This is a genomic window from Phenylobacterium sp. VNQ135 (assembly GCF_049445735.1).
Classification (GTDB): Bacteria; Pseudomonadota; Alphaproteobacteria; order Caulobacterales; family Caulobacteraceae; genus Phenylobacterium.
In genome coordinates this window covers 313513-339792 of the sequence record NZ_JBMSDS010000001.1, presented here as the reverse complement: position 1 = coordinate 339792, position 26280 = coordinate 313513, and the positions used below count along the sequence as shown (strand labels likewise).

Below are 26280 nucleotides of genomic sequence, written 5' to 3'. Positions count from 1 at the left end.
GGCCTGGGCCATGTGATCTCAATCCAACTCCGGCGCAGAGTGATCCCACTCGTCGGGCCCGAAGCAAAACGGATCGTACTTCATCAAAGCAAAACGCACGCTCGCCAGCGGACCCGCCACCGGCGCCGGCGTGATGACGGGAACGCCGAACTTGGAGAGTGCGGACCGCACCTCCTCCACCAAGTCGGGGAAGACGGGAGCATTGCCTGGCCCGTGGATCTTAGACAGCATGTACCCTTGGGAGGTGGGCAGTAAGGCTGCGATCGCCGGCCGTGGCAGGTACTCGAGCCAGATGACCCGGCCGGAAAGTGCGTCCAAGAATTTGCTAGCGATACAATTGCGGAAGCGCCTGCCACAATCCTCGAACTGCGCCACGCTCCGGAGGTATCTGAAGTCGCGCGGCTCATCGAAGGGGAGGTGGGGCAGCTCCTTCACCAGGGCGAGAAGCCGTTCAAGCTGCGCGTGCAGCGGCGAGTGCTGGTCGGCTTGGCCAGCATACTCACGCAGTTCGCGCTCCGTTAGGTCGGGCCGGCGCCCGCGAACCACTGCAAGAACATCATTCGCAACTCGGGCTTGCTGCTCACGACGCACCTTCCGCGCGATACGCACCACGCACAGCGCAGGATCGAGAGCGAGCACCGCGCGGAGCCGGTCGTGGTCGATCCTGGGAATATGCTGAAGCACGTTACGACGGTGGCGCTCTGCCGGGTCGCTGAGCACTTCAATAAGCTGCACGTAGTCGTCAGGCTGGAGTGGCTCAACAAGGCGGGCCAGCGTTCCAAGTCCGGTGAAGCTCGACAGCTGGAACGCAGATTCGATGGCTTGGCGCGGCTTCGCTAGAGGCAAGGTCTCGCCAAGTGCCCTCAGAGCACCTTCTTGAGCGCTGCTTACGCCAAGCTCCGGAAGCCGATCCAGGTGACCTCGCAGGGACGCTGCGAGAACGGCGTGCATAGCATGGCGGTGAGCCCCGCGGCTCCGGACGAGTGCTGCGAGGAAGCCTGGCGAGTGATCATCGATCATGGTGGCGGCATGGAGCGCCCAGCTCGCCTGCAGGGGCTTGACGAGCAGCGCTCCACGCTCGCTCATTTCGAAGTCTTCGAAGATGTCCATCCGCGCCTCCAAGAGGCGGCTCTGCTTTACCTAGCGCCGCGTAATTCGGCGGCGGAAACGTAGCTGGATGGGCTAATCATCACCTTCAGACTCGCACAGGTCGGCCATTCGTCAACTGCATGTCGTTGGCGACCCACGACCTGCGCCCGAATTCAGCGGCCGCCGACCAGAATCCGCGCGCACGGGTCACCAAAGACCCCAGCACCTGTGAGTATGGCGCCGGTAGGCGGCCGGCCAGGCGCGAACAAGCAGATCTCGTCGGCCCAACCTCCTGCTCGTCACAAGCCGTTGTCTAGCAACCCGCGAGTGCGTCGGGGCGAGCGAGCTTGCGAGCGAGAGGGAGACGCGCGAGCGCCGTGGGGCGCCAGCCACGCGGTTCGGCTTCTATGCACCAGGTGTTCTGCGGCCTCGCTCGCGGGCAGAGCCCTGTCCTCGCGAGACCGATCTCGCGGCGCAGCTGCGCTTCGCGTTTGCTTCGCTTGGCTGCTTGCTCGAACAACTGACCTTCGGGTGACCTCGTCGGTTTGTTGCCGGCTACCACGCACCGAAATGACGTTGGGGAAACGCCTTCTTCCCCCCCCACCGGTCCTGATTGCTATCGTCAGGTCGGCGGAGAGGAGGATGGGCAGTATGCGCCCTCTGTCATCGCCACGTTCGCGGTTCTACCCGCTGCCGGCGGCCTCCCGAGGCCCGGCTTTGCAGCGCCCTCCCGACTTTAGTCGAGGCGGTTATGGGTCTTGCGACCCAAGCGTTTCCGGCCGGCCATGACAGGAACCTCCGGAAGCTGACGGTCGCAGAATCGTTCAACGCGGACCCGTCATCTTGTTCAATGCCTTCTGCCCACTGGGGCCCAGGAGCCGTTGCTCGGGTCGCATGAGTGGTTAGCCACTCGAACGCCCGATGTCCGCCTGGTTGAGCGCTCTCTCAACGCGCCGGTCTGATCGTCCCGGAAATCGCGTTCATTGCGGCGGGGTCACCGCGATCATCTCGACCTTTCCCCTGAGCGTATGACTTCGGTGGGCCGCTTCTCGCGACCCACACTATTTATCAGATTGCGTCCGGCGCGCCTGCGCCGGCATCCGACACGACGATAAGGAAGCCGCTACACCGGAAGCCAATCTTCGCGAAAGTCATGCAGCATCGCGGCTGATGTCACCGCGCCCAGCGCCGTAAGCGCCGCCCCCAGGTCCTCTTGAGAGGCGTCGAAGAAGACAAGGGCGCATAGTCGGGCGGCGACCGCCTCGTCTAGGCACAAACGCCTCAGAGTTCGCGTCTCATACGTCAGGATGTTCTTCTGGAACAGGGCTGGGTACCACTGATGATCCGGTACCGTCTGGTGAAGCGCCTGCATGCCAATCGCTAGATACGTCTCTGTCATCGCAGGCTGGTGTTCGTGTACCGCGAAAGTCCGCCAGCATTCGGCTTGAATCTCGAAGGGCGTGGATCGCAGTTTCTTCCGGCGCAGAAGCCGGTTCCATTTAGTGGTCCGGTGACAATAGATGTCACCCGGCAGGAACTCCGAAAATTTTACAAGCGCGCCATATCTAGCGCGAGGTTGAGTTATCGGTATCATTTGTCCTTATTGCGTTGTAATTCCGACTTTATAACACGGACGTCTGTTATTTGCAATAAAAACAAAACAATGCGGTAGGTGTCGAATTTTGATGAATCCAAGACGGCTGCTGTAGTACAACGTATTCATCGCCTCGCAATAACGCAAAGGGGCGACGAAACAAAAGGTTTATGAAATCTACGATACTTATGCCGTTGCGCCATGCGCAAATTCTCAAGACCGCCCGCGAAATCGCTTCTGATTTCCTTGAGCAAGAGGGTGGCTTCCCGATGCAGGTTGTTATCTTTGGCGTCGGAACAATGGTGTGCTTGGAGGGCGTATTCTCTGAAGGGGAAGGTGGGGCCGTCGAGAAGGACGACTTCGCAACCGTCATCCGAGCGACGGCGCAGCTTGAGCAGGCCCACGCCATCGCCTACCTGTCGGAAGGTTGGGCGGGATCGCCAGGCTGGGGCGGAGCGCCCAGCGCTGACCCCAACCGGACAGAGGTGGTGGTCATCGGCGTCGAGACCCACGAGGGATCGTCCCGCGTCGTCCACCAGATTTCGCGCGCGTCGGACTCTCAGGCAACTTTGGGTCGCGAAACATCGCGACACTTTGAGGACATCTCGGAGCGGACCTTCAACGCGCGGTTCGCCTGCCTGCTTCCTACCCCAGACGAGTTGCGGGATGACGACCGCACCGAGCTCGCGCGAGCGTACTTGTCCATTGTGCAGCCGCTAAATTGCTCTGCGCAGGGCGGCGCAGGCACCATTCACTGAAGTAGTGCGCCCTCGGCGTCAGCTGCGATCGTTAGCGACAACCAGTGGCTTTGACCCACCGCAAGTCGGCAGAATTCCCACTGCTGACTAGGCGGGCCGGCGAGATCTGGAACGCAGTGCCGCGCCGGGGCGCAGCTTCCACTCGCGCTCGAAAGGCTGCGAGATAAACTTCCCCACAACGAATATTATTATGACCCTAAAATTTGACCTCCACGGGTGGCCGGAGCCGAAGACTGCGTTGTCAGCCACTTTGGTTGGCAGAGAGAAATTCCGATACCTGGCGCATATGCACATCATGCTCATTGAGTGCGGTACCCATGGGCCGCCATGCCCACCAGAGATCGACCCGTACTACTATGGCTTTGCCTTCGACGCTCTCGTTCAAAACGATAGCGCGGGAGACGATCTAGATCTCTGGATTGCGGAAGACAGTGACTACTACCGACTGGAGCAGCGGCTTGAGCAGGACTTCATCATTCAATTCTACGAAGAAGATGTCCAGGAACGCCTTATCTCCTGGATGTCTGAGAATGATGTTCCGATCTCACTCTATGGCTTAACGGACCTTAGTGACGAGTGTCCCGATCTCTTGATCAGGTTCGAACGTCCTCAGGAGTTAGTGCTATTCAAGCTTACGTTCGGCGAGTTCGAGCAACGCGGATGGGATTCGAAAAAGTGGCAAGAGCAACTTGGGACACTCAAGTGCGCCAAGCTGCAGTAGGCGGTCCCGATGGTCTTCTTGGGGCGGGCGCAGAGGCGGAGATCTGGATTGTCGTCGAAGGAGGCGTCGTTCAGAGCGTATTCTCGCCGGATAACGACGTGCCCGTCCGCTGGTCACTTATCGACTACGACGCGGCCGATGCATGGCCCGACGAGGGACTTGCCGAAATCATCCAACCTGATGGCTCTACATCAGTCGCCCTCATCGTAGAGGCGCAGCCTGTAGCACACGCCCCGCGGCCAAGCGTGCGACGCGCCCACCGACGGCATTCGGATGTATAGCTGCTCCCACTCGCGCGGGTTGGCCGTGCCAGAGGCCTGAGCGTTGAGGCCGTGCGGCGGTGTAACTGACCGCCTGCGCGGTCAGACCGCCCGGGCCGCCACGCGGCTCCCGCGCAGGTTCGGCGTGACGTCAAAGCCGGCTGGGATCTGGGCCTTCACAAGGTCCACGTGGGAGATCACCCCGACGGCCCGAGCCTCGCCCACCAAGTCGCGCAGGGTGTCGAGCGCCCGGTCGAGGCTCTGCTCGTCTAGGTGGCCAAATCCTTCGTCGATGAAGATGGCGTCCAGCTTCACGCCCCCGCTCTCCGCTTGCACCACGTCCGAGAGGCCGAGGGCCAGTGCAAGCGCAGCCATGAAGCCCTCACCTCCAGACAAGGTCTGGGCGTCGCGCTCACGACCGCTGTGGGCATCGTAGACCAGGATCTCCAAGCCGGCACGGCTGCGGCCGTCCTGGGCTACGGTCTTGCGCCGCAGCTCGAAACGCCCTTGCGACATGCGCCGGAAGCGGATGTTGGCGGCTTCCAGGACGTCCTCGAAATAGGCCGCGACTGCGTAGTCCACGAGCGACATGCGCAACGGATTCCGACCCTGCGCCAGGCGCGACAGCTCGCCAACGGTCGCGAACGCTGCCTCGGCTTCGGTCTGGCGCTGCTGCGACTCCGCGATGCGCGCCTGCGCGGCGGTCCAGCCCTGCAGCTCCGCCGTCTGGTTGGCGGTCTGCTCCAATCGAGTGGTCAGGGCAGTGTCCGCCGCCGCCTTGGCCGCGGCGAGGGCTTCGAGATCCGGCGCGGTGGCGCCTTCGACAGCCCGCGCAGCCCGGGCCTGACGGTCGACAGCCGCCGCCAATGCGTCCTGGTGGGCGGCGAGCTCCGCGATGAGAACCTCGATCTGGCCGATGTCCTTCGCCGCCGCCGCGTAGAGCTCCGGCGTCATTCCCCTTGCGGCGATCGCCGCCGCAAGCTCCGCCGCGGCTGCCTGTGCCGTCGCATCCGCCCGTCCGGCCTCGCCGCGTCGCGCCTCGAGAGTGGCGCTTTCGACCGCGAGGGCTTGGGTGGTGCTCGCCGCGTGCGCCTCGGCCGCCTGGTGCGCGGCCAGCGCCGCCGCTTCCGCGCTGGCGGCGGCGTTCAGCGCAGCCTGGGCCGCCTCCGGGGTGCGCAGCTCGTGGGGGACGGTGGCCAGCTCGGTGGCCAGCGCGGCGCGCCGGCCCTCCAGAGCGCTGGCGAGGGTGGCCGCATCGGCCTGGGTGCTGCGATGTTCGGATTCGGCCGACTGGAGGGCGTCAGCCGCCGCGCCGAGGGCCGCTTCGGCGGCCGGCGTTCCCGGCGCACTTTGGAGATCGGCGAGTTCGGCTTCCGCCGCGGTGACCTGCGCGGCCAAGACGGCCGCCGGCTGTTCAGGCGCGGTCTGTCCGGCCAAGGCGGCGGCGACATCGGCTGCCAGGGCCCGGGCCTCGGCCGCGGCGGTCTGCGCCCGGCCCACGGCCTCACGGCCGAGCCCGGCGGCGGCTTCCGCCGCTCGCAGATCCGCGGGATCCTCGCCGGCGAGCGCGCCGCGGGCCGGCGCAGGATGCTCCAGCGCGCCGCACACGGGGCAGGGGGCCCCGTCGCGCAGTTCGGAGGCCAGCTGCACGGCGTGCGCCGCCTGCGTTCGGCTGCGCAGCTCCGCCAAACAGGTGTCGAGATCCCGGGCGGCCGCGTCCGCCTCCGCCAGCTTGGCTTCGGCCTCGCTCAGGGTGGCGCGCCGGGTGGCCGCGAGCGCCTGCTGGACTTCGTATGCCCGGGCGGCCGCGGACGCCTGGCGCAGTTTCTCGAGCGACAGCGCCAGTCCACCTGCGCGTTCGGTTCGCTGCCGCGCTGCGGCCAGGTTCTGCTCGGCGCCGTCCAGGCCGCGGCGCGCCTGCTCCACGGCGACGCCTGCCTTGGCGGCGTTCGTTTCAGCTTCGGTGAACTGGCGTTCGGCCTCCGCCAGCGCCGCCTGCAGCGGTGCGGCCGCCTTGACACGGTCCAGCCGGCGCGCCGCGGCCTCGCGGGCTTCTTGCAGAGCCCCGCGCCGGGGTGCCTCAAGCCGGGAGGCCGCGGCCGCCGCTTCGGCCTCTTCGGCGCCTCGGCGTGCGCCCTCCAAGGCGTAGGCTAGATCGGCGACCTCGCTCGCCCGACGGCTGGCCTCCGTCGCCGCACGGCTGGCGGCGGTCTGCAACGGGACCAGCTCGCGGGCGGCCTGCGCCTGCTCCAGCCGCAGCCGCTTCGCCGCCGTCGCAGGGGCTTGCCCTTGCAGCTGGACCAGCGCGGCGTCGGCCGTTGTGGCCTCGGTGAAACGCTCGGCGAGCGCTCGGCCGGCCGCCCAGGCCGCTTCCGCCGCCGTTCGTCGGGCCTCGAGTTCGGTGCGTTCGGCCTCGGCGGCAGCGAGTGCGGTGCGACGCTCGTCGATCATCGCCTGCACCGTCTCGGCGGATGCGGCCCCGAGGTCCGCGAGCCGTGTCTCGATCTCGCGGCGGGCGTTGAGCACATCCGCCTCCAGCCCCGCCGCACGGCTCTTGAGGCGCTCGGCGAAGCGCTCGAAGACGCTGACGTCGAAAAGGCCGCGCAGGATCGTCGAGCGCTGGTCGCTGCCCGCGGTCAGCAGGTCGCGGAAGCGGCCCTGGGGCAGCATGACCACCTGCCGGAACTGCTCGGCGTCGTAGCCCAGCAGGTTGCAAAGGACCTCGTCGACGTCCTTCAGCCGGCGCTCGGCCATCGCTCGGCCCGGATTGTCGAGCCCGATGGCGTCGGGATCGAGCCCCGTTGCGTCGAACACCGCGGCCGTCGCCGCAAACACCCGGCTGTCCTTGCGCGCCGATCGCAGCTCCTGTTCTGGCTCGCGGCGAACGAAGTAGCGCCGGTCGCCGAGCTCGAAGAGGAACTCCACGTAGGTCCGCATATCGAGGTCGGCGAGGTCCGAGCGCAGGTGGGCGCGCGTCCGCTCCCCTCCGGATGAGACGCCGAACAGGGCGAAGGCCATCGCGTCGAGCACGCTCGTCTTCCCGGCCCCCGTCGGGCCGTAGATGCCGAACAGCCGCTGAGCCAGGGCAGGGCGGAAGTCGATCTCCACCCGTTCCGCGAACGGCCCGAACGCCTGAGCGACGAGACGGATCGGCCGCATCAGGCGGCCTCGTCGGCGGCTGCGGCGAGCGCGCCGCGGACGATCTCCCGCTCGGGCTCGTTGAGCCCGGCGCCGCCGCGGACATCCCGCAGGAACGCGTCAACCACCTCGACCGGCTCGCGGCGAGGATGGGCTGGCGTCACGCGCGCTCCTGCCTCGGCCGAGCGGCGGGCGCTGCGTTCGATCTGCAGAGCGAATGGGTAGACCGTGCGTAGCCGCCCCATCGGATCCACCAGCTCGCCCTCGTCGGTGAGCACCGCCTTGATGAAGTCCTCGCAAAGGCCGGGGCCCGCCTCGCGGACCAGCGCCTCGAGCGCCCCTTCGATGACCCGCACCGGCCGCCGCGGACGCAGCGGGTGCGCCGTCGCGCCGGCGAAGCCGTGCGCATCAAGGTCGACGATCAGCACGTTCTTGACCGCGTCCGCTTCGTCGAAGCCGAAGGCCATCGGCGAGCCCGAATAACGGATGTGGTCGGCCCCGACGCTCTGGGTGCGGTGCAGGTGGCCGAGCGCCACATAGGCTGCGCCCTCGAACAGCGCGTGGGGCACGGTCTCGACCCCGCCGACGAAATCCAGCGACCGTTCGGTCTCGGTGACAGCGCCGCCTTGCACGAAGGCGTGGGCACAGACCACCCATCGCGCATCCGGCGGCAAATGGGCGCGGGCCTCCGCCAGCTGCCGCGTCAGGACGTGCTCAGGGCAGCTCACCTCCACCGCCTCGTAATGGGCCCGGGCGGCGTAGACCTCGCAGAACGGCAGGGCGCTAATCGCCACCCGCCCATGCGCGTCGTCCAGCAGCAACGGGTCGGCCCTTGCGGCGAGAGGGCCGCGGATGAGCACGCGCGCCGGGTCCTGCAGCGCCCCGCCGAAGCCGATGCGTTCCGGTGCATCATGGTTGCCGGCGAGGGCGACGATGCCCGCGCTGGTCTGGCGGTACACGCGGGTAAGGAAGCGGTCGAAAAGGTCGACCGCCTCGCGCCGCGGCACGGTCCGGTCGAAGACGTCGCCAGCGATGACGATGGCGTCCGCCCGGCTCTCCACCAGCAGGTCGAAGATCTGGTCCAGGATCAAGGCCTGGTCCTCGAGCAGGCTCTCCTGGGCCATCATGCGGCCGAGGTGCCAGTCGGAGGTGTGCAGCAGGCGCATCGCGTTACTCGGAAGGCTCTAGGGCTGTCGCTAGTCGGACGTTGCTGTAAGCCGCCGGTAAACAGTCGCCCGATTCACACCAAGAAGAGCTGCAGCATCCTTCGCCGACAGAGCTCCTTCGCGGATCTGCGGCTCGAAGTGCGCCCACTGCGCTTCAGTGATTAGCGGGCGGCGCCCGAACTTGACCCCGCGCGCACGAGCGGCTCGGCGGCCGGTGCTCGTTCTCTCGAGGATGAGGCTGCGCTCGAATTCGCTTATGCCCGCGAACACGGTGAGGATCATCCGCCCTGCTGGGGAGGTCGTGTCCGCCCACGGTTCGGCGAGGGAGCGCAAGCCTGCGTTTGCCCCCGTCAGGCGCTCTGCAATTTCCAGCAGGTCGCGGGTCGAGCGCGCAAGCCGGTCGAGGCGCGTAACGGTAACGACATCGTCCGCGCGGAGATGGTCGAGCATCCGCTCAAGTTCTGGCCGCGCGCGATTGGCACCGGAGATCTTCTCCTCGTAGATCCGACCGCAACCAGCCGCGCGCAGAGCTCCTCGTTGCAGGTCCAGCTGCTGGTCCTCAGTGGACACACGTGCATAGCCAATGATCATGCACGCATTGTTGCACAAGTTGTCGCGCTGTCAGCGCTTTTCGCGACTGAGTTATGCAACCAGCCCAGCAGGGGGGGCGGCGCGGGGAGGGGTGGTCATTGCAGAACTTAGGAGATTTGCGACGCGCGCCGCGGCGGTCGGGGGCTTCAGGCTCGCGGGTTCCTGCGCGGCATGCTTCCGGCATTCCTATTGCTCAGTGGTAGGCACGGCCGGTTGCCGCTCAGCACCGGACCGCATCACGCAAACGCGTTGTGAAGCCCCAGCGCCGCCTGATGGTACGCGTCGACCGGCGAGCTGAGGGCTGTCAGGAGCTTGTTCATCGGGTCCTTGCCGGCGACGAAGATGTAGACCGGCCGACCAGGACGCGCGCGAGACGAGTCCGCGGCCCAGCCCGTCCGGGCCTTCGCCAGGCTCAGCCTCGGGCGACAGCGATCGCGACGGCGGGCGAGCGACGCGCAAGTAGTGCGTCAACGCTGAACCGCCCGCCACCTAGCGCAGCCCCCACGCGCCCGCCCGCCTAAGGTGCGGAAAAGTACGCAGGTTGGGCGGCTGCCCGAGCTGTCGTCATAGAGGGACGGAGCAGGTTCTGGTGGCGAGTTACCCGCAATGCGTTTCGATGCGCGCTCCCGCGCGCGGGCTACCTTCGTCCCAACCGCACGACCGTCGACCCGAGAGTCTCCGGAATTTCGATTGGCATCGTCCGACCCGTGAGAAGCTCGAACATGGTGTCGGAGAGATCTAGGCCTTCGCCAAGCCGGCGGAGCGCGTTCGGGCCACAGGCGTCTAGAGCCGACATCGCCGCTGCGAGCAGCTCCGGTTGCTCCAGCGGCAGCTGGTCATCGTACCGTTCAGCCTTCGCTTGACCTGTCTTCACGAGCTGAATGTTGGCGGTTCGATACTGGGCCGCGTTGATCAGCCCTAGGTCGAACGCTCGCCGCACTATCGCCCGCAGCGCCACCTTCCAACGCAGCTTCATCTGGAAGAGCGCAGGCCAGTCGAAAGTTCTGCCCCTGGGAAACTCCCGAAGGAAGGCCGCCCGAGGCAGTAGGAACGCGCTTGCGAAGCGATGGGCCTGGTCCTCTGTCGTCTTGTCTCCGGTTTCGACGCCGCGGTGCATAACCAAGTGGCCGCATTCGTGCGCCAAGTCGAAACGTTGGCGGCACAAGCTTGCCTTCGCGTCATTCCGCACGATGATCGGGCGAGGCCTATCCATCGACAGTGCGTCGACCCTCTCCGACAGTCCCTTGAACTCCGTGACGATCGCGCCAGCGTTCTCCACAACCCGGGTCATGTTCGTGATCGGGCCGTCACGTCCCAGGCCCCAGTATTCCCGCGCCTTCTCGGCCGCCAACTCCGCCTCGAGTAGATTGCTGACTGGGTAGTCAGGGAAGTTGACCCGGGGCAAGCCGAGGGTGGCATCGAGCGCAGCGGCCAAGCGATCCAGCATGGTCCCGCGCGCAAGCACCTGGCTCGTCACGGAGATCGGCGTCGTCTGTTGCTTCCTGAAATGGCACTGCTCGGGTCGCACGCCTGACGAGTTGCCCCGCTGGAAGAAATCAGTCCGGACGCCTAGCGCATCGGCGAGGGCTTGCGTCAGATCGGGCGCGGGGCTCCGAGTGCCGTTCTCGATTTGGTGAATGTACTGGCGGGTGGCGCCGACAGATTCCGCGATCTGTTCGAGCGACATGCCGTGCGTCAGGCGGGCGAGCCGAAGGTGGTCGCCGATGAATTTCGTTCCGTCCATAGGTCCTGCCCGGCCGAGGCCGGGCTCCCCTTAAGCAACTGTCCCCCTCAGGTCGCGGGCTAGCCCGTTTCCGACTGGCCACGCTCCTGGTCGTCCCGCGAGATTCGCACAAGCGGAGCGCCGAGATCGACCCCTTCGACCGGCGGCGAGACGGGGAAAATGGAAGGCATGGCAGGGGTAAGCGGCACGTCCCAGCAGAACGCCGGTGCCTCACCTAGCAAGCCCACAAACTTGATAGCGGCCACGGTGCCGTCGAAGTCGGTCTCCACCGCGAACCGATAGACCAAATGCTCCCGCTCATCGCCGAAGATGAGGCCAAGCTGGCTGAGTTCTGGATAGGTCTGACGGAGCGTGCGAACGGTCGGCTCCTCAGGCGCGCCCTTGTAGAACCTCACCGGGACCGCGCCGATCTTGAACACCAGGTGCTTGGAGCTGTCGATGATCTCCAGCCACGGGAAATCCTCGCTCGCCGCCGCCGTCAGGATCTGATGCCTTGTCGCTTGGAAGGCGCGGCAGCCGAGAACCCAGGTGTCGTCGCCGATCTCCTCGTTCTGGAACAGGACTGCGTCATGCCGCCCCTTCGCGATCAGCTGACCGATGTGGACGAGCCGATCCTTCGTCAGATCGGGGTGAACTTCCCAGGGGAGGTCGGGAATCATGTGCGCTCCGTGTTGCCGCCAACCATTGGTCTGGCAAAATTGAGCAAACGTCAACACGAAGTGAGTTTGTCAGCAGTGAGCGAATTTGTCAGCAAGCCGTACTCTCGGCCACTATCGCGGATATCCGACATGGGTCCAGGCTGGGCAAAAACTCACCAGCTTTACCTAGCGTGGGCGAAACGATTGGGGGGGCGGGCCACGGCTCCGCGCGCGTCAGAGCGAAGCCGAGATTTCACTCCAGTTGCTGGACTGATTTCTCATCTTTTGACGTTTTTCCACTGCCTCGGTCGTTAGCGGCTCAGTCAGGGGACTGCCAGCTAGGTTCACACTCCGCCAAAACACCGTCCTCATTCATGTCGGCGCGGACTCCGTGAATGCCCACCTCTACAACGGGCTGCACAGATGCCCGCCATCGACCGCCAGGACAGCCCCCGTCATGTAGCGCGAGGCGTCGGAGGCCAGGAGCAGTAGCGGACCATCCAAGTCGCTGAGCTCGCCGAAGCGTCGCTGCGGGATCCGCTTGAGCATGGCCTGCCCGTATCCGGATGCCAGGAAGTCCCGATTGAGATCCGTGGTGAAATAGCCGGGAGCCAGCGCGTTCACGCGAACGCCATAGCGCGCCCACTCCATCGCCAAGGCTTTGGTCATGTGGATGACCGCCGCCTTCGATGAGGCGTACGCAGCCGTGGAGCCTCCGGGGCGCTCGCCGGTGATCGAGGCGATGTTGATGATCGATCCGCCGGCGCCGTTCGAGACCATCTTCTTCGCGGCTTGCTGGGCGACGAACCACGCGCCGTGCACGTTGATCTCGTAGGTCCAGCGCCATTCGTCAGCCGTGCACTCGAGAGCCGGACTTGCCCCCGCGACGCCTGCGTTGTTCACGACGACGTCCAAGGACGTGAGATCCGCGAATGCTGCCGTGACCGCATCGACGTCGGTCACATCCAGCACTCGAGCTTCAGCAGACCCGCCCGCGGCCTTGATCTGATCCACCAGGTCTTCGAGCTCGGCCTGACGGCGAGCCGCGACGATGACTGCGGCGCCGCGCTGGGCGAGCGTGAACGCGAATTGACGCCCCAAGCCACTGGAGGCGCCCGTGACGAGGGCGGTACGACCGGACAGGTCAGCGCGCATGTGGGACTCGCGGATCAGACTGCCGCCGCCGGCGCGGGGACACCGTCTCACTCACGCGAGAACCACCTCTGCCTCGATCTCCACTCGAGCGTTCGGATCGACCAGGCCCGTCACGCCGACCAAGGTCGCCGCAGGATAGTGCTCCCCGAGCGTTGCGGCCCAGGCTTCACCCACCTCCGCGCCGCCGGCGTTGAACTCGGCCATATCCGTCACATAGATGCGCAGCATCACGATGTTGCCGATATCGCCACCCGAAGCGCGCACCACGGCGATCAGGTTTTCGAGCGCCAGGCGCCACTGGCTCCCCAGCGACGACCCTGCTTCCACGCCTGACGTGCCAGGCGCCCGACCGAGCTGTCCTGACACCCGTACCCCGACAGACCCGGCATACTTTACAGCCTGGGAGAACCCGCGCGGCGGCGTCCATCCGGCCGGCAAGATCGCTTCGAACCCAATTCCCGGATCGCCCATCTATTCATCCTCCAGCGTGTGCGCTTTTCGGGAGAGAGCCCGGGCTGCGCCGCCCTGACCTCGGGGTCTCGATTTTCAGCGGGCTGCCGATAACCACGTAGGACGGAGCGACCTCAGTCGAAGGTCGCGCCGTGCAGCAGTTCGTTCGGGTCCGCCATCTGGCCAGCGATCTCGACCCAGCCCATGTGGTTGGCGCCGGACGCCCAACCCAGCAAACGCTGGATCCGCTCGGGATAGCTCCGGACGACATCGGGCGAGAGGGAGAGGTAGTGGTTCTCCTCCTGGCGTAGGGTGGCGTTGTCGAGCGACATCGTCAGTCCGGTCCGGAACTGGTCGGCCGTCCGGTTGGTCCCGCCGGCGTGGAAGGTCGAGCCGATCCAGAGCAAGGCCGAGCCGGCCGACATCTCCGTCGGTATCGCCTCGCTCAGTTCGGGCTTGCGCCGGTCGTCCCACTTGTGACTGCCCGGAACGACGAGCGTCCCCCCGTTCTCGGCGGTGAACTCCGACACGGCGACCATGATCTGCAGGCGCGCCTGCCGCTCGCAGGGGTGCCGCCAGCTCCAGACGCCGTCATCCCGGTGCAACGGCTGATTGCCTTCGCCAGGGGCGATCTGGATGGCCTGGGTCATGCCGAGCTGAAGGCCGGGGGCCGCCGTGTGCATCTGGCCGCCGTGCCAGGTCTCCATCGGTCGGGACACGAAGTGCATGGCCGCGTCATAGAAAAGCGGGTCCATGGCGATGTCGGCGACGTGGCGCGTGCGCGCGAACAGCCGGCTCAGGCGCCGTGTCTTCTGACCATCGAAGACGGCGTCCTTACCCGTCGGCGTCTTCTCGAGCAGGGGCAGCAGATCACTGCGAAGGCCTTCCAGCGTCTCGGAGCGCAGCATGCCCTCGATGATCACGCCACCGTCGCGTTCAATGACCTCGATGACCTGTGCGACCTCCGCCTCCCGCGTCAGCCTCGTCAGACCCGTTGCCGCCATGGTCGCGCTCCTCCGGAAGCCGGGCTGGTCAGCCCGCTCGTAAGAATTGCTGCCAAGCGTCTTCAGCTGTCAACGCCAATCGTTATTTATCGAATATAGAAAGCGCCCGCCTATACGACGATGCGGGCGGGTCCGTGCTGGCCAATGGTGACAAGCGACATGTTAGTGGATTATCCCCGACTCAACCCTATCGAGTGCCCGGGATGAATGCCGAGAAGACAACGAAGCGTCCGCGCCCGGCGGGTCTGAGACGCCCGTCACGCGGACGTGGGGTCCTTCGCTACCAAGCGCTCTTGGAGGCCACCGAGGCGCTGCTGCTCGAGGCCGACCCCGATGTCATCGGCCTGTATCAGATCGCGGAGAAGGCGGGCGTTCCGCCGGCCTCGGTGTACCACTTCTTCCCGACCAAGGAGGCGGCGTACCAGGCCCTCGCCGAACGCTACCTTGAAGGGCTCCTCCGGATGCACAGCGAGCCGATCGAGGCGGCGCGGATCCGGAACTGGCAAGACTTGTCGGCCATCGATATGCGCCGGGCGATGGACTACTACAACGCCCGGCCGCCCATGCTGAAGATCCTCTACGGCGGCTACGGCGGCGTCGGCGCGCGGAACATCGACCTCCTCACGAACGAGAAGCTGGCGAAGGCGGCGTACCGGCGTCTGAACCGGATTTTCCACGTGCCCCATCTGCCCGGCGAGGAGACCAAGGCGCAGATCGCCCTTGGCATCCTCGACGCCATCTGGACGATCTCCGTGCGGCTGCACGGCAGGATCACGGAGGAATATTACCAGGAAGCGCTGAGCGCCTGCACCGCCTACCGGCGGCTCTACATGCCGGAGTTCCTGCAGCCGCGCGACCTCCTCACCGAAACCGCGGCCCGCGGCGGGACCCTGAGCCTGTCTTTCGCCTTCGAGGACGAGGAAGAGGCTGCGGCCTGAGCCTCGGCCGGTTCGACGAGTGTGGTCCGACCGCGGAGCTCCGCATCGGCCGCTAAAGGGCGACGCCTGCGCTTCGAAGATGCATTTCGAGAGGCTGCAGATGCCGCTCGTACCGTCGCCAGAGGCCGGCGGAGCGGCCGTGGATCGGCTCGCGGACCTGGACGGCGCTGGCCGTGAGTGAGGCGCTCCGATTGTTCGTGATCTCCAGCGCAGCCTCGGCCCAGGGAAGGCCGCAGTGGCGAGCAAGCGTGGGCGCAACGGCGGCTGGGGTCTCGACAAGCGCTTCGTAGTCGACGGCGAGGAGGCGCTCCCCCAGGGTGGCGCGCCAATGCGTCATGAGCCTGGCGTAGGCGGCGTAGTAGCGGGCGAGATCGTGGAAGTCGTAGCTGAACGGGTAGGCCTCGCCGAAGAGCGTCCGGAACATGGCGAAGCAGCTGTCGAGGGGGTGGCGCCTCAGCCAGACGATGCGTGCCTCAGGCAGCGCACGAGCGATCGCGCCGAGGTAGAGGTAGTTCATCGGCAGTTTCTCGAGGATCGTGCCCGCACGCCGGTCCGGCGCAGCAAGCGCCTCATAGGTCTTGGCCACCTGACCGCCATTCGCCCGGGCGCACCGGTCGAAGATGTCGCCGTCCCCGGCCGGGGCGGACCGAAGCAGCGCGGCGGCGAAGTTGTCGGTCTCGCCATTGGAATGCACGCCGGGCAGCCCGCCGAGAATCCGTTCCGTCAGCGTCGTGCCTGAGCGGGGCAGGCCCACGATGAACACATGCCGGGCCGGACTTGAAGGCGCCGTGCTGCTGGGCGCCTGAGCTGCATAGGCGGCTTGAATGCGCGCGAGCTTCCGTTCGTCCTCCGCCACCTCGTAGCGGAGGCCTCGGCGGCGCGTGTGGGCGCCGAGGGCGAAAGCCTCGAAGGCTTCGTCGTATCGGCTGAGATCGTGCAGTTCCTTGCCCAGGGCGTAGGCCAGGAACATGCGACCCGCGCTGCCGGCTTCTGCCGCGAGCTTCGCCTGCAACTCGTGCACGTGATTGGCTTCGGGCGTCGCGCGGACGAGCTCGGACCGCAGGAGCACCGCGCCGAACCGTTGAGGTTCGAGCGCGAGGGCACGGTTGCAGGCTTCGGCGGCGGCCGCCAATCGCCCGAGACTGCGCTCGCTGGTCGCCAGATTGTACCAGAGCTGCGCGTCGTCCTGCGCGGTCTCCGCCGCGCGGCGATAGAGGGCGTTCGAAAGCTCGTGGCGATCGAGGCGGCGTGCGTAGAAGGCAAGCGCGTCGAGGGCGTCGGGCGAGGGGGCCTCGAGGGCGCGTGCGGCCTCGAAGAGTTCGACGGCCTCCAGCCGCCGCCCCGACCGAAGCAAGGCCTCCAGGGCCAGTGAATGACGGGCGTCCACCGCGCGGGCCTGCTGAAGCTCGGGGCGCAGCATCTCCAACGCGCGGTCAACTTGGCCTTCGGCGAGAAGGCGACGCGCTGTCGCGTGAATCTCGGCCGTCATCGGGATTCTGATCGGGATTCGGCGCCCCCGCGGGGCGTCGGCGCGCTGCGCAGTGCGGAGCGGGCGCGGAGAACGCGCCTCTTCCCCCAAGCGCCTCGCTTCGTGCCCATTGCTTCGCCTGCCTCGATCACGTATGGCGCAAGAAACTCGATAATGATCGACAATCTGTCAAGTCGCGGGGGAGCTCGAGCGGCTTGCGGGTGCCGCAGCGACACGGAGAGGCGGGTCCGATGATGGCTGACACGTTGATGGATGCCGAAGCATGGCGGCGCGCAACGCTCTGCCCGGGGAGCGTCTCTTGAAAGTGGTTGTGCTGGGCGCCGGCGTCATCGGCGTCACCACCGCCTACTACCTGGCGAAGGCGGGGCACGAGGTGACGGTCGTCGAGCGCCAGGACGGAGTCGCGCTCGAAACAAGTTTCGCCAACGCCGGCGAGATTTCGCCCGGCTACGCCTCGCCGTGGGCTTCGCCTGGGGTTCCCGGCAAGGCCGTGAAATGGCTCATGATGCGGCATGCTCCGCTGATCCTTCGCCCGAAGCTCGATCCCGCGATGGTCGCCTGGTTGCTAGCGACACTGCGGAACTGCACCGCGGAGCGCTACGCCATCAATAAGCGGCGGATGGTCCGCCTCGCGGAGTACAGCCGAGATCAGCTGGTGGCGCTGCGCTCGGAGACCGGGATCGCGTACGACGAACGCAGCCTCGGTACGCTCCAGCTGTTCCGCACCCAGGCGCAGCTCGACGCCGCGGCCAAGGACATCGAGGTCCTGCAGAGCTACGGGGTCCCCTTCGAGGTGCTTGACCGCGCTGGTTGCCTGGCCGTCGAGCCTGGACTGGCGTACGCGCGCGACGTGATCGTGGGCGGCCTGCGGCTGCCGCGTGATGAGACCGGCGACTGCTTCAAGTTCACGAACGCGCTCGCGACGCTCGCCGCCGCCCAGGGGGTGCGCTTCGAGTTCGGCCAACGGATCCTTGCCCTCGAGAGTGACGGCGGCGGGGTCCGCGCGGCGCGCACGGAAAAAGGCGCGATCAGCGGAGATGCGTTCGTCGTGGCCTTGGGGAGCTACTCGCCCGGCCTGCTGCGCCCGTTGGGGCTGCGCCTCCCGGTGTACCCCGTGAAGGGCTATTCGCTGACCGCGCCGATCAAGGCGGTGGACCGTGCGCCGCAATCAACCCTGCTCGACGAGACCTTCAAGATTGCGGTGACGCGTCTCGGCGATCGCATCCGGGTGGGCGGCATGGCGCAGGTCTCCGGCTATGATTGCGATCCGGAAACGCGCCGTCACAGCACGCTCGACTATTGCCTCGAGAGCCTGTTTCCGGGGGCGGCGGATCTCTCCGAGGCGGAATATTGGGCCGGCCTTCGACCGATGACGCCTGACAGCACGCCGATCGTCGGCGCCACCCCCTTCGCCAATCTGTTCCTGAACACGGGACACGGAACGCTCGGCTGGACGATGGCGTGCGGCTCGGGACGCCTCGTCGCCGATCTGGTCAGCGGTGCGACCCCCGATATTGAATCCGCCGACCTGGCGATCTCGCGGTATGCGGCGGCCTGACGACGAACAGGAGGACAGATGACCATCCAACGCATCCGATCCGGCCAGCGCATGAGCCAGGCCGTCGTCCATGGCGATACGATCTACCTGGCCGGGCAGGTCGGTGCGCCCGGCCGCAGCGTGACCGAACAGACCCGTGAAATCCTCGCCGCCATCGAAGAGCTTCTGGCGGAGTGCGGGAGCGACAAGTCGAAGATCCTCAGCGCCACGATCTGGCTCGCGGACATCGCGGACTTCGGCGAAATGAACGCGGTTTGGGACGCCTGGGTCGGCGGGCGGGACGCGCCGGCCCGCGCCACGAGCGAAGCCCGGCTGGCCACCCCGGACTACAAGGTCGAGATCATCGTCATCGCCGCGCGCTGATCGCGTCGAAGTCCGCTTCGGGCCGGCTTACGGCCGAGAGAGCTTGCGCCCGCTGCGCCGCCGCTCGGCGGCGCAGCGGCCAACGATCGGACGAGTCGATGCTAATCGGCTCTGAACTCGAAAATAGTCGGTAGATCGCCCGCAGCGCCCGTTAGCGCCGACCCCAGAGTCGCGGCTCATCTCTGCCGCAAACGCGTCGACTCTCCCCTTCAGCCGCCCGCCTGCCTGAATTCAAGGCGCCAAGGCGTCCATTGGGCGACGGACAGGTCAAACCGATACCTGTCGGCTAACTCGCGACAAACGGCTTGTGAAAGCCGAGAAATATCGGTTACCGTTTTCTGGCGCGGGAAGAACAAGGTTGGTCAGGCCGAACCCGTCGCCGGCCGCTCGATGAGCCGCGGGACGCAGTCGCGCTCCGCGCTGAACGACCACTTCAAGGGGAGTCAGATGCGCAGGAAACAATCGGCCAGGATCGGCCAGCTTCTCGCCGCGACGGCGCTCACGGGGCTCTCCGCCCTCGTCGGCGCAACGCCGTCGGCGGCTCAGCAGGCGCCCGCGGAACTCGACGAGTTGATCGTTACCGCCACCCGCAGAGCGCAGGACGTCACGGAGATCCCGTACAACATCACCGCGGTGTCGGCGCAGTCGATCGAGCGCGCGGGTGTGGCGAGCATCGAGGATCTTTCGCGCCAGGTGCCCAACCTCGTGGTGACCTCGAGCGGAAACCAGTTCCTCGGCGCGCAGCGGCAGATCATGCGCGGCCTGAACGCCTCAGCCAACAACCGCAACGGTGTCGCGCTCGAGCAGAACCCGGTCAGCACCTATCTCGGCAACGCGCCCTACGCCAACTACTTCCAAGTCGAGGATATCGAGCGCGTCGAGGTGCTCCGCGGCCCGCAGGGCACGCTTTACGGCTCGGGCGCGCTCGGCGGCACGATCCGCCTGATCCCGCAGGCGCCGAAGCTCGGAGCCTTCGAGGGACGCATCAAGGCCAGCGCCGCCGACGTGGCCCATTCTGAAGAGTACGACTACGGCCTTTCTGGCGTCGTCAACATCCCGGTCGGCGAAACCCTGGCCGTACGCCTATCGGCGAGCCACGACCGCGAAGCCGGGTTCATCAACCAGTACGGCATCTTCGCGCGCGACGGCGATGGCCCCCTCAGCGATCCGATCCTCGCCAATCCCGGTTCGCCGCTGACCAGCCCGGCGTCGATGTACGACAAGAAAGACGTCAATTCTTCGCGCGCCACGAACGTCCGCGCGGCGGTTCGCTGGGAGCCGGTCGAGGCGTTCGACCTGACGCTGGCGCACAACTATTCGCGCATCAAGGGGTTCGGGCCCTCGTACGACACGCCCGAATACGACGGGGGCCCCGATCCGCTCGCCCCCTCGATCAGCTATCCTGACACCGGCGAGTACGAGCTTGTGTCGCGCAGCCTGCATCCCTTCGACCGCACGTCGAACATGACGACGCTCGACGCGAGCTACGACATGGGCTTCGCGACCCTGTCATCGACGTCGAGCTATTTCGAAACCGAGGGCGACGTTTTCGTCGACGGAACGTGGGGCAATCTCGCGCTGCCCGCTTCGGTGCTGCCCTACTACACCGGCACGCCGGTGAACCCCCGATACAATTCCGTCTACCGGTTCGGGGACGAGACCACCTCCAAGACGCAGGAATTCCGCCTGGTTTCCAACGGCGAGGGGTCGTTCGACTACACGGTGGGCCTCTACTACCAGAAGGAGAAGAATCCGTCGGCCTGGGTCGGCTACGCGCCGGGCCAGAGCGCCTACAACCAGCTCCCTGGCGTCACCTTCCCGGGCTTCGGTCCCGGCGGCGCCGATGAGGTCCTGTTCGACGTGTCGGGGGTCAACCACTTCACCGAGAAGGCTATCTTCGGCGAACTGACCTGGCGCCCCATCGACCGGCTCGAGCTGAGCGGCGGCGTTCGCGTGTTCAAGCAGAAGCTGCGGCGCGACGTGAGCAACCTCGTGCCGCTCTACGGCTTGGTCGAAAACAGCACCAACAAGGCCAGCTTCTCGGACGCCAAGTTCCGCTTCAACGCGACCTACGAGTACATGCCTGGGCACCGTGCCTACGCGACGTTCTCGCAAGGCTTCAGGCGTGGCGGCGCGAACGCGTTCGCGCTCACGGGCTTCCTTCGCGAACCGGAGTCGCTCCTGCGCTACCAGCCCGACTCCGTCGACAACTATGAGCTCGGGGTGAAGGGGCGGTTCGCCAACGGCTGGCGGTACACCGCCGACGTCTTCTTCGCCGAGTGGAAGGATCCGCAGATCGGCGGGTTCACCGCGGTCCTCTTCTGGCCGGCGGTCTTCAATGGTGAGAAGGCCGAGAGCAAGGGCTTCGAGTTCGAGCTTTCGGGCGACATCACCGACGAGCTGAGCTTCCAAGGCGGCTATGCCTACACCAAGGCGACGCTCACCGAGGATTTCTGCGTCGCTTCGGGGGATGGCAGCGGCGCGCCGAACGGCGACATCCCTTGCGCGATCTCAGGCGCAAAGGGCACGCCGCTGCCGTCCGCGCCGCGGCATAGCGGGACGTTCTCGTTGGACTACGAGCGTGAGCTCAACAACGAGAACTCGATCGTTGCCTCGATCAACGCCAACTACAAAGGCAAGACCCGGATGAACCTGCCGACGGTCGGGGCCAGGTATCCGACCATCCCGTCCTACTGGCTGGTGAACGCCTACGCCGGATGGAACCGCGGGCCCGTCACGGCGTCGCTCTTCGCGCGCAACCTGTTCGACGCGCGCGCGGAATCCGCGATCAACACGCGCATCACCCCCTACGCGCCCATCGACCTCTACGAGACGGTCGGCCGCCCCCGGACGGTCGGTGTGGAGCTCGCATACCGCTGGTGACGCGCGCCGCCGGCGCCTCCCAGGCGCCGGCGGCGATGCTTAGCCATATTTTTCCCGCCGAGGCGGGGCAGCCAGTCAGAGGCGACAATGTCCGATTTTTCGATGGAAACGGTCCTCGGGGCCCATGAGCAGCGCAAGGCCGAGCTGGAACGAAGCGGTAATCCCTATGCCGGCGGTGTGGCCTGGATCGCTGGGGAGCTCTCCCCTCTTGAGGAGGCTCGGATCCCGATCCTTGATCAGGGCTTCCTCCGCAGCGACCTGACCTACGACGTGCCGGGCGTCTGGGACGGCCGCTTCTTCCGCCTGGACGATCACCTCGACCGGTTTGAAGGCGCCTGCGCCAAGATGCGCTTCCGCATCCCGATGGAGCGCGAGGTGCTGCGGCGGACGCTGATCGACATGGTCGCCAAGAGCGGCATTCGCGACGCCTATGTGGAACTGATCTGCACCCGCGGCCTGAAGTTCGTCCGCGAGTATCAGAGCTACGAGAACAACCTCTACCTCATGGTGATGCCGTACGTGTGGGCCATGCCCCCGGCGGTGCAGGTCACCGGCGGCGCCGCGGTCGTGACCCGGACCGTGCGGCGGACGCCCCCCGGCGCCATGGACCCGACGATCAAGAATCTCCAGTGGGGCGACTTCGTGCGCGGCTGGCTCGAGGCCATGGATCGCGGCGCGGTCTATTCGCTGCTTCCGGACGGCGACGGGAACATCACGGAAGGCGGCGGCTACAACATCTTCTGTGTGAAGGACCGGGTGCTGACCACGCCCGCGCGGGGCGTCCTGGAAGGCGTCACGCGACGGACCGTGCTCGAGATCGCGGCTCAGAAGGGACTGGAAGCGAAGCTCGAGTTCGTGCCCGTCGACGACCTATATCACGCCGACGAGCTCTTCATCTGCACGACGGCGGGCGGCGTGATGCCCATCACCACGCTCGACGGGCAGCCGGTCGGCGGCGGACAGGTGGGGCCGATCACGCGCGAGATCTGGGAGGCCTACTGGGCAGCCCACTACGATCCCAACTACAGCTTCGCCATCGAATACCCCAATCGGGCGGCCGTCACCGCCTGATCCGCCGGCCGGCGCGAGCCGCTACCCCGAACCTCCAACTGTGGCCGTCCGCGGATCGGTGGGCGGCCACGATCTTCTGGCTTGCATTGCGGCGGGGTAGGCGGACGACAAGCTGGCGCATCCGGCCTTTCGATGGGCCGCTCGCAATTGACAGACGAGACTCAGGTCGCGAGGAAGCCGCCGTCGATGGCGAGGGTTTCGCCGTGGATGAAATCGGCGGCGTCTGAAGCCAGGAACGCCACGGCCCCGCCGATGTCGCGCGGCTGGCCGATGCGGCCGAGCGGGATCCGGCCCTTCACATAGGCGTCTGCGACGTCGCTGTTCCAGAGGTACGACGTCATGTCAGTCTGGATCAGGCCGGGCGCAATGGCGTTCACGCGTACCCCACGGCTCGCCCATTCGATGGCCAGGGACTTCGTGAGGCCGACGAGGCCGTGTTTCGCCGCCACATAGGAGCAGGCTTCTGCAGTCCCGACATGGCCTAGGACCGATGCGATGTTGACGATCGCCCCGGGCCTTCCCGCGCCCACGAAATGCCGGGCGGCCTGCTGCGCCAGACGGAAGGGCACTTCGAGATTGAAGCGCAGCACCCGCCGCCAGGTCTCGAGCTCGTAGTCGATGGCGGGGGCGTCGGCGTCGATGCCGGCGTTGTTGACCAGAACGTCAAGCTTGCCGAAGCGCGACACGGCGTCTCCGACCAGCGCGGCCACCGCTCCGTCGTCCAGCAGATCGGCGGTCAGGATTTCGGCGGCGCCGCCCTCGGCGACGATCTCCGCAGCAACATCTTCCGCACTCTGGCGATCGCGCCCTGAGACAATGGTGCGCGCGCCGGCGGCGCCGAGCGCGAGCGAGATCCCGCGGCCGATCCCGCGCGTGCCGCCCGTCACCAGCACCGTCTTGCCGCGCAGGTCGTTCGGTGCAGGCGCGTACTGGATGGTCGCGGAAGTGGGCACTTTGGGAAGCTCCGGGGCAGGGGTGTTCGTTGCGTCCAATGCAGCCTGTCCGACGGGCCGAGGTCAATAAAAATCGATTAATGTTGACGAGCGCCCTGCGTCGGCGTGTTCTGTCTGCCTAGAACGGTTGTGAATGGCAGACGAAAGTCGACTCTTGTGACGACCAGTGGCGAAGGCGGTGTGCGGCTGAGGGGGGGCTCTGACAACGCTCCAGCGGCGTCGTCTGCGGCGCGCCCTTACTTCGGCTGGCGGATTGTGTGTGCGCTCTTCCTAGCCATCTTCGCCCTCTTCGGCGTGAGCATCTTTTCCTTCATCATCTTCACCGCGCCGCTCGCCGAGGAATACGGCTGGTCGGCCGCCCAGATGGGCTCGCTCGTGTCGGCCATGTGGCTCGTGGCGCCGCTGGCGTTGTTCGCGGGCCCGATCACCGCGCACGTGAGCCCGTGGCGGCTGGTGATCCTCGGACTATGCATCCAGGCCGTCGCCTTGCTGGCGCTTGGGCACATCTCCGAGCTTTGGCAGCTCTACCTCCTGCGGATCGGCATGGGCCTGGGCAAGATCATGACGGCGATGTCCGCGCCGCTGATCGTCGCCCGCTGGTTTTCGCGCCGGTTCGCCACGGCGGTCGCGATCGTCTGGGCCGGCGGCGCGGCCGGGGGCCTGGTCCTGGCACCCCTCACCGAGGCGCTGGTCCAGGCGTTCGGCTGGCGTCCGGCCTCAGGGATGCTGACCCTGGCCGTGCTGGCGATCGCCCTCAGCGTCGCCTTGCTCGCCCGAGGGCCGAGAGGGCCGCACGAACTGGCCCACGATCCGGAAGGCGTGCTCACATCCGCTGAAGGGCCGGCGGCCTCGAGCGGGCGCGCGGCCTGGGCGCAGATCGGCAAGGCCCCCGCATTGCTCATGGTGTTGAGCATCGTCGGGATCGGCATGACCGCCATCGCCACCTTCTCGCAGCAGCCCGCATTCCTGCAGAGCGCAGGCCTGTCCGGGCCGATCGCCGCCACGCTCCTGGGTCTGACGGCGGCGGGCTCGCTGGTGGGGTCCGCCTCCATTGGCTGGCTTCTGGATACTTTCCGCGGCTGGTGGAGCGCGGCGCTTGTCGCCGGCGCGGTCTACGTCGGCGTGCTCACGCTCGCCGTGCTCCCCGGTCACCCGAGCGTCCTCATCGCCGCCGTCGGCGCACTCGCCCTTGGGTACGGGTTCGGCGCAGGCGAGGTGCTCTGGCTGACTTTCACGAAGCGTCAGTTCGGCGAGGGGCTGTTCCCGCTGACCTATGGCGGCTGGTATTTCGCGCTGCAGCTCGGCTACGCCCTCGGCGGCGGCGTCGCCGGTTGGACCACGGAGCACCTGGGCTCCAAGGGCTTCCTCCTGCTGCTAGCGGCGCTCTACCTGACACCGACGCTGGTCAGCCTCGCACTGCGGGCGGCCCGCTGGCGCCCTGCGGCCCTTGAACAGGCGGCGTCGCGATGACAGCTCCCCACGTGTCCGGCCGCGCGGCCGTCGATGCGCCGAGCGCCGTTGCGGCGGCTTCGTACCTCATCGGGATCAATCAGCTCATCTCGAACCTTCAGCCTCTGATCCTCGGGGCCTTGGCCGACGCGTACGGTTTGAGCGACACGCAACTTGGCCATGTCAGCGCGATCTTCATCGGCTTCAACACCCTCGCGGTGCTGAGCGCTCCGGTCTGGGTCCGTCGCGTGAACTGGCGGACCATTTCGGCGGCCGTCGTGGCGCTAGCGGCGGGGGCGCTCGCAGCAGGCGCGGCGCTCTCGACGCTGCCGGCAATCCTGCTCCTCTTCGCCGTGCTTGGTGTTCTCAAGGGGACGTTGGGGGCGCCGTCCTTCGCCTCGCTGGGCGACACCGCCAATCCTGATCGAAGCTATGCCGCCTCGCTGATCTCCCAGAGCCTTCTCGCGGCCGCGGCGGCGGTGCCCGTCGCCCAATGGCTGATCCCGCAGCACGGCGTCGTGGGCCTGTTCCTGGGGCTGGCGGCCATCGCCGCCACGGGCCTCGTGGCCGCGAGGTGGCTTCCTGCGGCCGGCGCGGTCCCGGCGTCGGAGGTCGCCCAGGCGCCGAAGGCGGCGCTGCTGACGCGCGGGATCGTCGCGCCCGTCATTGGACTGTTCGCGCTCGGTCTGTTCGTCTGCGGCATCCTCAGCTTCTGGTACTTCGTCGAGCGTATCGGCGTCGCGCGGGGCGTTCCGCCCGGTGTCGTCGGGGCTGCAGTGAGCCTGTGCGCGCTCGCCACCGTGGTGACGGCCGGCATCGTGGCGTGGTTGGGCGGGCGCCTGCCCAGCTTGGCGTTCGTCGGCATCGGCAACGTTGTGCTCCTCGCCGGCTACGCGTGCCTCATCCTGGACGGCGACCTGGCCTTCATCGCCACCACGATCCTCTTTGCGATGGGCTGGGGCCTGGCGCAGCCCGGCTACTGGACGATCATCCGGAAGGTGGACGCCACCGGCCGTCTCTTCGTGGCGGCCCCCGCGGCTGGAGGCGTTGCCGGCGTTCTGACGGGCATCGTCGCAGGGCCCGTCATCGAGCGCGGCGGCTACACCGCACTGATCCTCTTCAGCGCCGCGGCGCTGACCGCGTCCGCCGTCTGCCTGCTGCTCGCTGAGCGAGCCGGAGCTTTGGCGCTGAGAGGGCGCGCCGCCGCGGAAATCGAAGCCCGTCGCGAGTGCGAGGCATGACCACCAAGCTGGCGTTCAAAAGGAGGA

Annotated in this window: 21 protein-coding genes; 9 read left to right on the top strand and 12 right to left on the bottom strand. The window is 66.8% G+C overall.

The genetic code is table 11. The annotated features are described in order from the left end of the window. Nucleotides 1-18 precede the first annotated feature (18 nt). Both ACO2Q0_RS01670 and ACO2Q0_RS01665 read right to left on the bottom strand, forming a co-directional pair. On the bottom strand, nt 19-1110 hold the full coding sequence (locus ACO2Q0_RS01670) for a hypothetical protein (protein ID WP_423349738.1): 1092 nt from the start codon (nt 1108-1110) through the stop codon (nt 19-21). Between the two features lie 1102 nt (nt 1111-2212). Continuing rightward, the gene (locus ACO2Q0_RS01665) at nt 2213-2488 is read right to left on the bottom strand and encodes a hypothetical protein (protein ID WP_423349737.1); all 276 of its coding nucleotides are present in this window, start codon (nt 2486-2488) and stop codon (nt 2213-2215) included. A gap of 365 nt (nt 2489-2853) precedes the next feature. On the opposite strand from ACO2Q0_RS01665, the gene ACO2Q0_RS01660 reads away from it, so the two are divergent. Together ACO2Q0_RS01660 and ACO2Q0_RS01655 are read left to right on the top strand one after the other, a co-directional pair. Next, nucleotides 2854-3441, top strand: coding sequence for a hypothetical protein (locus tag ACO2Q0_RS01660; RefSeq protein WP_423349736.1), 588 nt, complete (start codon nt 2854-2856; stop codon nt 3439-3441). A 286-nt stretch (nt 3442-3727) separates the two neighbouring features. Next, nucleotides 3728-4162: a hypothetical protein gene (locus tag ACO2Q0_RS01655; RefSeq protein ID WP_423349735.1), complete on the top strand. Its 435-nt coding sequence runs from the start codon at nt 3728-3730 to the stop codon at nt 4160-4162. A 362-nt stretch (nt 4163-4524) separates the two neighbouring features. On the opposite strand, the gene ACO2Q0_RS01650 is transcribed toward ACO2Q0_RS01655, so the two are convergent. The 8 genes from ACO2Q0_RS01650 to ACO2Q0_RS01615 form a co-directional block, all read right to left on the bottom strand. Continuing rightward, nucleotides 4525-7581: an AAA family ATPase gene (locus ACO2Q0_RS01650; protein ID WP_423349734.1), complete on the bottom strand. Its 3057-nt coding sequence runs from the start codon at nt 7579-7581 to the stop codon at nt 4525-4527. Then, nucleotides 7581-8726 carry an exonuclease SbcCD subunit D gene (locus ACO2Q0_RS01645; protein ID WP_423349733.1) on the bottom strand — a complete coding sequence of 382 codons (1146 nt, stop codon included), beginning with the start codon at nt 8724-8726 and terminating at the stop codon, nt 7581-7583. Before ACO2Q0_RS01645 ends, ACO2Q0_RS01650 begins: the two co-directional genes overlap by 1 nt. Nucleotides 8727-8756: 30 nt before the next feature. After that, nucleotides 8757-9317: a recombinase family protein gene (locus ACO2Q0_RS01640; RefSeq protein ID WP_423349732.1), complete on the bottom strand. Its 561-nt coding sequence runs from the start codon at nt 9315-9317 to the stop codon at nt 8757-8759. A 637-nt stretch (nt 9318-9954) separates the two neighbouring features. Continuing rightward, nucleotides 9955-11061 (bottom strand): helix-turn-helix domain-containing protein, encoded by a 1107-nt coding sequence (locus ACO2Q0_RS01635; protein ID WP_423349731.1) that lies wholly within the window; start codon nt 11059-11061, stop codon nt 9955-9957. Nucleotides 11062-11120: 59 nt separating this feature from the next. Next, a complete protein-coding gene (locus ACO2Q0_RS01630; protein ID WP_423349730.1) occupies nt 11121-11720 on the bottom strand; it encodes a hypothetical protein in 600 nt (199 codons plus the stop codon). Nucleotides 11721-12104: 384 nt separating this feature from the next. Beyond that, nucleotides 12105-12854 (bottom strand): SDR family NAD(P)-dependent oxidoreductase, encoded by a 750-nt coding sequence (locus ACO2Q0_RS01625; RefSeq protein ID WP_423349729.1) that lies wholly within the window; start codon nt 12852-12854, stop codon nt 12105-12107. Between the two features lie 51 nt (nt 12855-12905). After that, the gene (locus ACO2Q0_RS01620; RefSeq protein WP_423349728.1) at nt 12906-13325 is read right to left on the bottom strand and encodes a RidA family protein; all 420 of its coding nucleotides are present in this window, start codon (nt 13323-13325) and stop codon (nt 12906-12908) included. Between the two features lie 113 nt (nt 13326-13438). Beyond that, complete coding sequence (locus ACO2Q0_RS01615; protein WP_423349727.1) at nt 13439-14308, bottom strand: phytanoyl-CoA dioxygenase family protein; 870 nt, start codon at nt 14306-14308, stop codon at nt 13439-13441. A gap of 293 nt (nt 14309-14601) precedes the next feature. On the opposite strand from ACO2Q0_RS01615, the gene ACO2Q0_RS01610 reads away from it, so the two are divergent. Further along, on the top strand, nt 14602-15246 hold the full coding sequence (locus ACO2Q0_RS01610; protein ID WP_423349726.1) for a TetR/AcrR family transcriptional regulator: 645 nt from the start codon (nt 14602-14604) through the stop codon (nt 15244-15246). Nucleotides 15247-15298: 52 nt separating this feature from the next. Here ACO2Q0_RS01610 and ACO2Q0_RS01605 read toward each other — a convergent pair whose 3' ends face one another. Continuing rightward, nucleotides 15299-16666, bottom strand: coding sequence for a sulfotransferase (locus tag ACO2Q0_RS01605; protein WP_423349725.1), 1368 nt, complete (start codon nt 16664-16666; stop codon nt 15299-15301). A gap of 331 nt (nt 16667-16997) precedes the next feature. Between ACO2Q0_RS01605 and ACO2Q0_RS01600 the strand changes: the two genes are divergently transcribed. The 4 genes from ACO2Q0_RS01600 to ACO2Q0_RS01585 all read left to right on the top strand — a co-directional run bounded on the left by ACO2Q0_RS01600 (nt 16998) and on the right by ACO2Q0_RS01585 (nt 22610). After that, nucleotides 16998-18293, top strand: a complete 1296-nt coding sequence (locus tag ACO2Q0_RS01600) for a D-amino acid dehydrogenase (RefSeq protein ID WP_423349724.1) — start codon at nt 16998-17000, stop codon at nt 18291-18293. Nucleotides 18294-18311: 18 nt separating this feature from the next. After that, on the top strand, nt 18312-18656 hold the full coding sequence (locus ACO2Q0_RS01595) for a RidA family protein (RefSeq protein ID WP_423349723.1): 345 nt from the start codon (nt 18312-18314) through the stop codon (nt 18654-18656). A 447-nt stretch (nt 18657-19103) separates the two neighbouring features. Next, the gene (locus ACO2Q0_RS01590; RefSeq protein ID WP_423349722.1) at nt 19104-21539 is read left to right on the top strand and encodes a TonB-dependent receptor; all 2436 of its coding nucleotides are present in this window, start codon (nt 19104-19106) and stop codon (nt 21537-21539) included. A gap of 87 nt (nt 21540-21626) precedes the next feature. Continuing rightward, entirely contained in the window at nt 21627-22610 is a 984-nt protein-coding gene (locus ACO2Q0_RS01585) for an aminotransferase class IV (RefSeq protein ID WP_423349721.1), read from the top strand. Nucleotides 22611-22771: 161 nt separating this feature from the next. Here ACO2Q0_RS01585 and ACO2Q0_RS01580 read toward each other — a convergent pair whose 3' ends face one another. Then, on the bottom strand, nt 22772-23602 hold the full coding sequence (locus ACO2Q0_RS01580) for an SDR family NAD(P)-dependent oxidoreductase (protein WP_423349720.1): 831 nt from the start codon (nt 23600-23602) through the stop codon (nt 22772-22774). Between the two features lie 66 nt (nt 23603-23668). Here ACO2Q0_RS01580 and ACO2Q0_RS01575 point away from each other — a divergent pair, with 66 nt between their 5' ends. Together ACO2Q0_RS01575 and ACO2Q0_RS01570 are read left to right on the top strand one after the other, a co-directional pair. Further along, nucleotides 23669-25033 carry an MFS transporter gene (locus ACO2Q0_RS01575; RefSeq protein WP_423349719.1) on the top strand — a complete coding sequence of 455 codons (1365 nt, stop codon included), beginning with the start codon at nt 23669-23671 and terminating at the stop codon, nt 25031-25033. After that, nucleotides 25030-26253 carry an MFS transporter gene (locus ACO2Q0_RS01570; protein ID WP_423349718.1) on the top strand — a complete coding sequence of 408 codons (1224 nt, stop codon included), beginning with the start codon at nt 25030-25032 and terminating at the stop codon, nt 26251-26253. The genes ACO2Q0_RS01575 and ACO2Q0_RS01570 overlap by 4 nt, the downstream gene beginning before the upstream one ends. Nucleotides 26254-26280 lie beyond the last annotated feature (27 nt).

Excerpts from the sequence above, each read along its gene's own strand:
- ACO2Q0_RS01670 (WP_423349738.1), bottom strand. The coding sequence starts at position 1,110 with ATGGACATCTTCGAAGACTTCGAAATGAGCGAGCGTGGAGCGCTGCTC.
- ACO2Q0_RS01605 (WP_423349725.1), bottom strand. The coding sequence starts at position 16,666 with ATGCTGCGCCCCGAGCTTCAGCAGGCCCGCGCGGTGGACGCCCGTCAT.
- ACO2Q0_RS01630 (WP_423349730.1), bottom strand. The coding sequence starts at position 11,720 with ATGATTCCCGACCTCCCCTGGGAAGTTCACCCCGATCTGACGAAGGAT.
- ACO2Q0_RS01655 (WP_423349735.1), top strand. The coding sequence starts at position 3,728 with ATGCACATCATGCTCATTGAGTGCGGTACCCATGGGCCGCCATGCCCA.
- ACO2Q0_RS01590 (WP_423349722.1), top strand. The coding sequence starts at position 19,104 with ATGCGCAGGAAACAATCGGCCAGGATCGGCCAGCTTCTCGCCGCGACG.
- ACO2Q0_RS01570 (WP_423349718.1), top strand. The coding sequence starts at position 25,030 with ATGACAGCTCCCCACGTGTCCGGCCGCGCGGCCGTCGATGCGCCGAGC.
- ACO2Q0_RS01650 (WP_423349734.1), bottom strand. The coding sequence starts at position 7,581 with ATGCGGCCGATCCGTCTCGTCGCTCAGGCGTTCGGGCCGTTCGCGGAA.
- ACO2Q0_RS01600 (WP_423349724.1), top strand. The coding sequence starts at position 16,998 with ATGGCGGCGCGCAACGCTCTGCCCGGGGAGCGTCTCTTGAAAGTGGTT.
- ACO2Q0_RS01645 (WP_423349733.1), bottom strand. The coding sequence starts at position 8,726 with ATGCGCCTGCTGCACACCTCCGACTGGCACCTCGGCCGCATGATGGCC.
- ACO2Q0_RS01620 (WP_423349728.1), bottom strand. The coding sequence starts at position 13,325 with ATGGGCGATCCGGGAATTGGGTTCGAAGCGATCTTGCCGGCCGGATGG.
- ACO2Q0_RS01660 (WP_423349736.1), top strand. The coding sequence starts at position 2,854 with ATGAAATCTACGATACTTATGCCGTTGCGCCATGCGCAAATTCTCAAG.
- ACO2Q0_RS01625 (WP_423349729.1), bottom strand. The coding sequence starts at position 12,854 with ATGCGCGCTGACCTGTCCGGTCGTACCGCCCTCGTCACGGGCGCCTCC.
- ACO2Q0_RS01615 (WP_423349727.1), bottom strand. The coding sequence starts at position 14,308 with ATGGCGGCAACGGGTCTGACGAGGCTGACGCGGGAGGCGGAGGTCGCA.
- ACO2Q0_RS01640 (WP_423349732.1), bottom strand. The coding sequence starts at position 9,317 with ATGATCATTGGCTATGCACGTGTGTCCACTGAGGACCAGCAGCTGGAC.
- ACO2Q0_RS01595 (WP_423349723.1), top strand. The coding sequence starts at position 18,312 with ATGACCATCCAACGCATCCGATCCGGCCAGCGCATGAGCCAGGCCGTC.
- ACO2Q0_RS01635 (WP_423349731.1), bottom strand. The coding sequence starts at position 11,061 with ATGGACGGAACGAAATTCATCGGCGACCACCTTCGGCTCGCCCGCCTG.
- ACO2Q0_RS01665 (WP_423349737.1), bottom strand. The coding sequence starts at position 2,488 with ATGACAGAGACGTATCTAGCGATTGGCATGCAGGCGCTTCACCAGACG.
- ACO2Q0_RS01585 (WP_423349721.1), top strand. The coding sequence starts at position 21,627 with ATGTCCGATTTTTCGATGGAAACGGTCCTCGGGGCCCATGAGCAGCGC.